The organism is Pseudoflavonifractor phocaeensis, from assembly GCF_016901955.1.
Taxonomy (GTDB): domain Bacteria; phylum Bacillota; class Clostridia; order Oscillospirales; family Oscillospiraceae; genus Flavonifractor; species Flavonifractor phocaeensis_A.
Genome location: NZ_JACJLC010000016.1, coordinates 42,864 through 51,281, shown reverse-complemented (window position 1 = coordinate 51,281; position 8,418 = coordinate 42,864). Strand labels below are relative to the sequence as shown.

General features: G+C 64.1%; 10 protein-coding genes. All 10 read left to right on the top strand.

The annotated features are described in order from the left end of the window. The first annotated feature begins 103 nt into the window (after window positions 1-103). From cobJ to cbiB, 10 genes are read left to right on the top strand one after another with little or no spacing between them, the layout of a single operon-like run. Window positions 104-838, top strand: coding sequence for a precorrin-3B C(17)-methyltransferase (cobJ, locus tag H6B51_RS05780; protein WP_204882779.1), 735 nt, complete (start codon window positions 104-106; stop codon window positions 836-838). Further along, a complete protein-coding gene (cobK, locus tag H6B51_RS05775) occupies window positions 813-1,580 on the top strand; it encodes a precorrin-6A reductase (RefSeq protein ID WP_335342112.1) in 768 nt (255 codons plus the stop codon). The genes cobJ and cobK overlap by 26 nt, the downstream gene beginning before the upstream one ends. Beyond that, the gene (gene cbiE / locus H6B51_RS05770; RefSeq protein ID WP_204882778.1) at window positions 1,577-2,770 is read left to right on the top strand and encodes a precorrin-6y C5,15-methyltransferase (decarboxylating) subunit CbiE; all 1,194 of its coding nucleotides are present in this window, start codon (window positions 1,577-1,579) and stop codon (window positions 2,768-2,770) included. Before cobK ends, cbiE begins: the two co-directional genes overlap by 4 nt. Then, complete coding sequence (locus tag H6B51_RS05765) at window positions 2,767-4,140, top strand: cobyrinate a,c-diamide synthase (protein WP_204882777.1); 1,374 nt, start codon at window positions 2,767-2,769, stop codon at window positions 4,138-4,140. Before cbiE ends, H6B51_RS05765 begins: the two co-directional genes overlap by 4 nt. Next, window positions 4,137-5,195 carry a nicotinate-nucleotide--dimethylbenzimidazole phosphoribosyltransferase gene (gene cobT / locus H6B51_RS05760; protein WP_204882776.1) on the top strand — a complete coding sequence of 353 codons (1,059 nt, stop codon included), beginning with the start codon at window positions 4,137-4,139 and terminating at the stop codon, window positions 5,193-5,195. Before H6B51_RS05765 ends, cobT begins: the two co-directional genes overlap by 4 nt. 13 nt (window positions 5,196-5,208) lie before the next feature. Further along, window positions 5,209-5,727 (top strand): bifunctional adenosylcobinamide kinase/adenosylcobinamide-phosphate guanylyltransferase, encoded by a 519-nt coding sequence (locus H6B51_RS05755; protein ID WP_204882775.1) that lies wholly within the window; start codon window positions 5,209-5,211, stop codon window positions 5,725-5,727. Next, window positions 5,724-6,491, top strand: coding sequence for an adenosylcobinamide-GDP ribazoletransferase (locus H6B51_RS05750; RefSeq protein ID WP_204882774.1), 768 nt, complete (start codon window positions 5,724-5,726; stop codon window positions 6,489-6,491). Before H6B51_RS05755 ends, H6B51_RS05750 begins: the two co-directional genes overlap by 4 nt. Next, entirely contained in the window at window positions 6,488-6,847 is a 360-nt protein-coding gene (locus tag H6B51_RS05745) for a bifunctional adenosylcobinamide kinase/adenosylcobinamide-phosphate guanylyltransferase (RefSeq protein WP_204882773.1), read from the top strand. Before H6B51_RS05750 ends, H6B51_RS05745 begins: the two co-directional genes overlap by 4 nt. Beyond that, window positions 6,838-7,434 carry a histidine phosphatase family protein gene (locus tag H6B51_RS05740; protein ID WP_204882772.1) on the top strand — a complete coding sequence of 199 codons (597 nt, stop codon included), beginning with the start codon at window positions 6,838-6,840 and terminating at the stop codon, window positions 7,432-7,434. The genes H6B51_RS05745 and H6B51_RS05740 overlap by 10 nt, the downstream gene beginning before the upstream one ends. Next, window positions 7,431-8,408 carry an adenosylcobinamide-phosphate synthase CbiB gene (cbiB, locus tag H6B51_RS05735; protein ID WP_204882771.1) on the top strand — a complete coding sequence of 326 codons (978 nt, stop codon included), beginning with the start codon at window positions 7,431-7,433 and terminating at the stop codon, window positions 8,406-8,408. The genes H6B51_RS05740 and cbiB overlap by 4 nt, the downstream gene beginning before the upstream one ends. Window positions 8,409-8,418 lie beyond the last annotated feature (10 nt).

The following is an 8,418-nucleotide window of genomic DNA, read 5'->3' as shown; positions in this document are numbered from 1 at the left end:
TTCCTCAAGTACATTCTAACAAATATCGACTTGCTGCGTTAGGGGCACTGTGTTTCATCCTCTTTGGTGCCTTGGAGCGCAGCGGAAAGGAATGGTCATATATATGAAAATAACTGTCATCGGATTGGGCCCCGGCGGCGGCGTGGATCTCACCGGCCGGGCCAGAGCCGCTTTGGAGGCCTGCGACCTTATCGTGGGCTATACTGCTTATATCGACCTGGTACGGCCTGATTTCCCCGAGAAAGAGGTGCTGTCCACCGGCATGCGCCGGGAGGTAGACCGCTGCCGGGCTGCCGTGGAGGCCGCCTGTACCGGCAAAAACGTGGCCGTGGTGTGCTCCGGAGACTCCGGTGTGTACGGCATGGCGGGCCTCATTTACGAGGTGGCCCAGGAGTATGACCCCATCGAGATCGAAGTGGTGCCCGGCATCACCGCCGCCTGCGGAGGCGCCGCCGTGCTGGGAGCGCCCCTGACCCACGACTTTGCCGTCATCTCCCTGTCCGACCTGCTCACTCCCTGGGAGAAGATCGAGAGGCGTTTGAGCGCCGCCGCCCAGGCGGATTTTGTCATTTGCCTCTACAACCCCTCCAGCAAAAACCGTCCCGACTATCTCCAGCGGGCTTGCGACATCCTGCTGCGGGATAAGGATCCCGATACCGTGTGCGGCACTGTCCGCAACATCGGCCGGAAAGGGGAGGAGGGGCAGCTTCTCACCCTGGCTCAGCTGCGGGACACCCAGGTGGATATGTTCACCACCGTGTTCATCGGCAACAGCCAGACCAAGGTGGTGGGCGGGAAGATGGTCACTCCCCGTGGCTATCTCCAGCGGGGCGAGTAAGATGGAGATCCTGCTCTTTGGCGGCACCGGCGAGGGCCGGGAGCTGGCCCAGTGGCTGCTGGATCAGCACATCCCCACCCTGGTGTGCGTGGCCACCGAGTACGGCGAGACCCTCCTGCCTCCTGGGGCGGAGGCCCATGTGGGCCGTCTGGATCGGGCGGAAATGGAACAGCTGATGGCCGCCCGGCCCTTCACCCACGTGGTGGACGCCACCCATCCCTACGCCGTGGAGGTGACCGCCAATATCAAAGGGGCGGCGGAGGTGGCGGGTCTGCCCTGCCTCCGGCTGGTGCGGCTGTCCGACGGGGAAGACCTGTGCCATAAGGCGGGAGACATGGCTGGTGCGGCGTACATGCTGGAGCGGCTGCCGGGCAACGTACTGCTCACCACCGGTAGCAAGGAGCTGGACGCCTTTGCAAAGCCCGGCCTGGTGGAGCGGTGCTATCCCCGGGTGCTGCCCATGGCAGATTCCCTGGACCGCTGCCTAAAGCTGGGCTTTCCGCCCAAAAACATCATCTGCATGCAGGGGCCCTTCTCCAAAGAGCTGAATGTGGCCCTTTTACGGCAATATCACATCAAGATCCTGGTGACCAAGGACACCGGCGGCTACGGGGGCTTCCGGGCCAAGACGGAGGCCGCCCGGGCGGCGGGGTGTGCCCTGCTGGTGGTGCAGCGGCCCAGCCGGGAGGACGGACTGACCATGGAAGAGATCCAGGAGAGGCTGAAGGAGGGACGGGCATGAAGGTCTATCTCATCGGGGCGGGTATGGGTAATCCCCAGACCATGACGGCAGAGGCCCTGGAGGCCATCCGGGCCTGTCCTCTACTGGTGGGGGCCCCCCGGCTGCTGGAGCCCTGGGCGGACAGCCACACCTGCGTGCCCCTCATCGTGGGGGCCCAGATCGCCGCCTACATCACCCATCAGCCTTTGGAGCCGGTGGGGGTACTGCTGTCAGGAGATACCGGCTTTTACAGCGGAGCCAAGCAGCTGTGGGAGTTTTTGAAGGGCCATGAGGTGGTTACCCTACCGGGGATCTCCTCCCTGAGCTATTTCTGCGCCAAGCTCCACACCGACTGGCAGGACGCCAAGATCCTCAGTGCCCACGGGCGCAGCCACAACGTGGCGGGGGAGATCCAGTGCGGCAGACGGGTCTTTGCCCTCACCGGAGGCAGCACGAAGGCCCAGGACATCTGCCGGAACCTGGTGGACCGGGACCTGGGGCACATCACAGTCTCGGTGGGGGAGCGGCTGAGCTACCCCGACGAGCGCATCGTCACCGGCACCGCTGCGGAGCTGGCGGGACAGGAGTTTGCGGACCTGGCGGTGCTGCTGGCGGAGAATCCCTGTCCCATGACCCGCCCCTACACCACCCATGGCCTGCCCGACGACGATTTCCTCCGGGGGGACGTACCCATGACCAAGGAGGAGGTGCGCACCCTGGCCCTGTCCAAGCTGAGGCTGAAGGCGGACAGCGTGGTGTGGGACGTAGGGGCAGGCACCGGCTCAGTGTCCATGGAGTGCGCCCTGGCCTGTCCCGCTGGCCGGGTGTTCGCTGTGGAGAAAAGTCCGGAGGGCGTCCTTCTGCTGGAGGCCAATAAGGTACACCATAACGCCGCCAGTCTGACCATCGTCCGGGGAACTGCCCCGGCGGCCCTGGCGGACCTGCCCGCCCCCGACCGGGTGTTTATTGGGGGTACCTCTGGCGGATTGAGCGCCATTCTGGATGTGATTTTTGAGAAAAATCCTGCCGCCCGGGTGGTATGCACCGCCGTGACCCTGGAGACGGTGGCGGAGGCGGCAAAGCTCTTCGCGGGCCTGGAGGGGGCCGACATGGTGCAGGTGTCCGCCACCCGCACCCGGCAGGCGGGCCGTTACCACCTGATGGACGCCCAGAATCCGGTTTGGATCTTCTCCGGGGAGGGGCGGGCATGAGCGCCCCCCGGCTGTTGCTGTGCGCCCCCGCCAGCGGGGGCGGCAAGACCACCGTGACCTGTGCCCTCCTCCAGGCCCTGATGGACCGGGGTGTCAATCCGGTGGCCTTCAAGTGCGGCCCGGACTATATTGACCCCATGTTCCACAGCGAGATCATCGGAGCAAAAAGCCGAAATCTGGACCTCTTCTTTCTGGGAGAGGACAAGACCCGGTATCTGCTGGAACAAAACAGCGCCAGGGCGGGGCTGGCCCTCATCGAGGGGGTCATGGGCTACTACGACGGCATCGCCCTGAGTCATGAGGCCAGCGCCTGGCAGCTGGCGAAAGTAACGGGTACGCCGGCGGTACTGGTGGTGGATGGCCGGGGGAGCGCCTGCACCATTGCGGCGGTGGTCCATGGCTTGGCGACCTTTTGCCCCGACAGCGGCATCAAGGGCGTGATTCTCAACCGGGTGTCCCCCATGCTCTATCCCCGGTTGAAGGAATGTATTGAGAAGGGGACCGGTATTACCGTATATGGCTATTTGCCTAATCTCCCCGACTGTGCCCTGGAGAGCCGCCATCTGGGGCTGGTTACCGCCGCCGAGGTGGCAGATCTGAGGGAAAAGCTGAAAAAGCTGGCCGCTCAGGCGGAAAAGAGCCTGGATCTGGACGGCCTGCTGGCCCTGGCTGCCTCCGCCCCGGCGCTTAACCCCAAGCCCGTGGAACTGCCGGAGCCGGTGGAGGGTCAGCCCGTCATCGCGGTGGCTAAGGACAAGGCCTTCTGCTTCTACTACGCCGACGGCCTGGAATTGCTGGAGCAGATGGGGGCGAAGCTGGTGGAGTTCTCTCCGCTGGAGGACGAGACCCTCCCCGCGGGCACCTGCGGCCTCTATCTGGGAGGCGGTTACCCGGAGGAGTTCGCCAAAGAGCTGGTGGACAATGCGCGCATGCGGGCGTCCATCCGGGCTGCTGTGGTCGGCGGCCTGCCCACCATAGCCGAGTGCGGCGGATTTCTCTATCTTCAGAATACTCTGGCAGACAGGGAAGGGAAGCCCTGGCCCATGGCCGGGGTATTCCAGGCAGAGGCCCACAATACCGGCAGATTGGGCCGGTTCGGGTATGTGACCCTGACGGCTCAAAAGGATGGCCTGCTGTGCAGGGCGGGAGAATCCTTCCCCGCTCACGAGTTCCACTACTGGGACAGCACCATCCCCGGGGCGGATTTCCGGGCCCAAAAGCCGTTGAGTCACCGGGGCTGGGCCTGCGCCTGGCACACTCCCACCCTGTACGCTGGATTTCCTCACTTTCATTTCTGGGCCAGACCGGAATTGGCCCGCAATTTCGCAGCGGCGGCTCGCCGCTATCAGAAACAGGAGGCATCGCTATGACGCTGGCAGAAGTGCTCCGCTCCATTGCTCCCGCAGACCAGAAGGCCGCGGCGGCGGCCCGGGACCGCTGGGACTCCATCGCCAAGCCCCTGGGCAGCCTGGGGGCGTTGGAGGACGCTGTTATCCGGATTGCCGCTATGACGGGTACCCCAGATGTGGATATCTCCAGGAGAGCCGTGGTGGTGATGTGCGCCGACAACGGTGTGGTGGCCCAGGGAGTTACCCAGACCGGCCAGGAGGTCACCGCTATTGTGGCGGAGAACATGTCCGCGGGGGACACCAGTGTGTGTGTCATGGCCCGCCATGCCGGGGTAGAGGTGGTGCCGGTGGATATCGGATGCGCCACGCCCCTCAAAGGGGACAGGATTTTGCAGAAAAACATCCGTCGGGGCACCGCCGACCTGACCCAGGGCCCCGCCATGACCCGGGAGGAGGCGGAGCGGGCGGTGCTCACCGGTGTGGAAGTAGCCCGTGACCTGTGCGCCAAGGGTGTAAAGCTCCTGGCCACCGGGGAGATGGGCATCGGCAACACCACCACTTCCTCCGCTGTGGCCTGCGTGTTTTTGAACAAGGAGCCGGTGGTGATGACCGGCCGGGGAGCCGGGCTGTCCAGCGAGGGCCTGCGGCGGAAGATCCGCGCCATCGAGACGGGAATTGCCCTCAACCAGCCCGATCCCAGCGACCCCCTGGACGTGGTGAGCAAGGTGGGGGGACTGGACTTGGCAGGGCTGGCTGGAGTGTTTCTGGGCGGAGCCCTGTGCCATGTTCCGGTGCTGGTGGACGGCTTTATCTCCTCGGTGGCCGCCCTTATCGCCGCCCGGCTGTGCCCCACCTGTACCGACTATATGCTGGGCTCCCACGCCTCTGACGAGCCGGCCAGCAAGCTGGTGCTGGCCGAGCTGGGTCTGGAGCCCTTCCTGTACGCCGGTATGCGGCTGGGGGAGGGTACCGGCGCGGTAGCGGTGACGCCCCTGCTGGACATGGGTCTGGCGGTGTACCGGGAGATGACCACCTTCGAGGCGACTGATATTGAAGCCTACCAACCTTTGACCTGAGGTGGGAATTGCGATGCTGATTTTGGTATCCGGCGGGTCGGGCAGCGGCAAGTCGGAGTTTGCCGAGTCCCTGGTGGTGTCCTCCGGCCTGAGCGAGCGTATTTATCTGGCCACCATGCAGGTGTGGGATGAGGAGGGTACCCGCCGGGTAGCCCGCCACCGGGCTATGCGGGCGGGGAAGGGGTTTTCCACCCTGGAGTGTCCCACCGGCCTGGACAGGCTGGAAACGCCCCCCGGTTCCGCTGTGCTGCTGGAGGATCTGACCAACCTGTTCGCGAACGAATATTTCTCCCAGGGGAGAGCGGAGGCCTTTGACCGGGTGCTGGCGGGGGTGGAACAGACCGCCGGACGGGCCGCCCTATTGGTGGTGGTAGCCAATGAGCTGTTTTCCGATGGCATGGACTACGATCCAACCACCCTGGCCTATCTGGCGGAGCTGGCCCGGCTCAATCGGGCGGTGGCCGCCCGGGCGGACGGGGTATACGAAGTGGTGTGCGGTCTCCCCGTGACCTGGAAGGAGGCGGCTCGTTGAAAAGTCTTGTCATCGCCTTTGCTATGTACTCCAAGCTTCCCATGCCCAGGATGGACTGGGAGGAGAAGACCCTGGCCTGGGCCCTGTGCTGGTTCCCCTTGGTGGGGATGGTCATCGGAGCTGTCCTGTATGGCTGGATGGCCCTGGCGGAGTTTTTACACATCGGCCCCGCTCTCTTTGGAGCCATCGCCCTGCTCATCCCCATCGCCCTCAGCGGGGGCATCCATCTGGACGGCTTCTGTGACACCTGCGACGCCCTCTCTTCCCACCAGAGTCGGGAGCGGAAGCTGGAAATTTTAAAGGATTCTCATACCGGGGCCTTTGCCATCATCTGCTGTGGGCTCTATCTGCTGGTGTTTTTTGCCCTCTGGTGTGAAGTGGAGACAGCAGGATCAGCCATTCTGGTGCTGGCTCTGGGCCCTGCCCTGGCCCGCAGTCTGTCGGGGCTGTTTGCCGTGACCCTGCCCAACGCCCGGGGCACCGGTATGCTGGCCACCTTTACCGGGCCAATGGACACCGCCAAGGCCCGGGGGATCTTGGCGTTCTGGGTGATCCTGTGCGCCGGGATCATGCTGTGGCTGTCTTTCCTCACCGGCGGGGCTGCCCTGCTGGGGGCGGGGCTGGCCTGCCTGTATTACCACAGAATGAGTCAAAAACAGTTTGGTGGTGTCACCGGCGACCTGGCGGGCTTTTTCCTACAGACCTGCGAGCTGGCCATGGTGCTGGCCGTGGTGATTGCCCAGAGGGTGGTGGCGGTATTATGATCTTGATCATCGGCGGCGCAGCCCAGGGTAAGCTGGACTATGTGCTGCGAAAGACCGGATACTCCCCAGACCAGGTGGCCCACACACCGGAGGATGCGGAGCATTTGCCCATCTTCGACGGGGTGGAGGGCTGGCCGGAGCTGGACGAGGAGGCGCTGCTGGCTGCCAATCCGGATATCATCCTCATTTGCGACGAGGTGGGCTGCGGCGTGGTACCCATGGACCCAGCCCAGCGGGCCTGGCGGGAGGCGGTGGGGCGGCTGTGCTGCCGCCTGGCGGCCCGGGCGGAGCGGGTGGAGCGTATGTTCTGCGGCCTGTCTATGACCCTGAAAGGAGATTCGTCAACATGGAACTGATCCTCATTCGCCACGGCACTACCCAGGGCAACCTGGAAAAGCGGTTTGTGGGTACTCTGGATCTCCCCCTGGCCCCCCAGGGGGAGGCACTGGCCCGGCGAGTAGGTCCTACGCTACCCCGAGTAGAGCATATCTACCGCTCCCCTCTGACCCGCTGCCGCCAGACGGCGGAACTCCTCTGGCCGGGCACAAAAATGACGGTGGTGGACGAACTGCGGGAGAGCGATTTCGGCCCCTTTGAGGGGAAGAACCATGAGGAGCTGAAGGACGACCCTCTGTACCAGGTCTGGATTGGACAGTCGGGGAAGCACCTGAATTTTGCCGCCATGCCGGTGGGTGAAAGTGCGGAGCAGGTGGTGGAGCGGGTATCCGTTGGCCTGGAGAAGCTGACGGCGGACGCCGTTTCCCACGGCTATCATCGGGTGGGGGTGGTGTCCCACGGGGGTGCTCTCATGGGCCTGCTGAGCAAATACGGCCGTCCCGTTCGGGAGTATTATGGCTGGATGTGTCCCAACTGCGGAGGCTTCCGCATGGTCCTGGATCCGGACACCCTGGAGCTGACGGTGCTGGAGGAGTATAAGGGATGAACTGGGGTGTTGGTCATCTGCTGGCCCTGCTTGTCGGCTTCTGTCTGGACCTGCTGCTGGGGGATCCTCACTGGGCCCCTCATCCGGTGCGGGCTATTGGGGCCCTGATTGCCGGGCTGGAGTGGGGGCTGCGGCGGGTCTTTCCAAAGTCCCCCGGGGGAGAGCTGGCGGCAGGTGTGGTGCTGGTGATCCTCACCCTGGCCATCCCCACTGGCCTCACGGTACTGCTGCTGTGGGTCTGCGGCCAGGTGAGCCCCTGGCTGGCCCTGGGGGTGGAGAGCCTGCTGAGCTACCAGCTGCTGGCCACAAAATCTCTGGCCGCCGAGAGCCGGAAGGTATACGATGCCCTGAAAATCGGGGATCTGAACCAGGCCAGACATGCCGTGTCCATGATCGTGGGCAGGGATACCGCCAGCCTGGATGAGGCGGGAGTGACAAGGGCGGCGGTGGAGACGGTGGCGGAGAATGCCTCCGATGGGGTAATTGCCCCCCTTATTTTCCTGGCCATCGGTGGAGCACCCTTGGGAATGCTCTACAAGGCGGTCAACACCATGGACTCCATGGTGGGATACAAGAACGACAAGTATCTCTGGTTTGGCCGGGCTGCGGCCAAGCTGGACGATATTCTGAACCTTGTCCCCGCCCGGATCGCCGGGGTGCTTATGTGCCTGGGAGCCGTCGCGGCGGGGTACGACGGGAAAAACGCATGGCGGATCTTTTTGCGGGATCGAAAGAATCACAAGTCCCCCAACTCCGCCCATACCGAGGCTGCTTGCGCCGGTGCCCTTCAGCTGCGGCTGGCGGGGCCCAACTGGTATTTCGGCCAGCTGGTGGAGAAGCCCTACATCGGGGACGACCAGCGGCCCATCGAGCCCCTGGATATCCTGCGCTCCGGGCGGATCTTGTATGCCACCGCTTTTTTTGCCCTGCTGCTCTTCTGCGGCTTGCCCCTGCTGATTTTGCTGTTCCCATAAAGGAGGAACA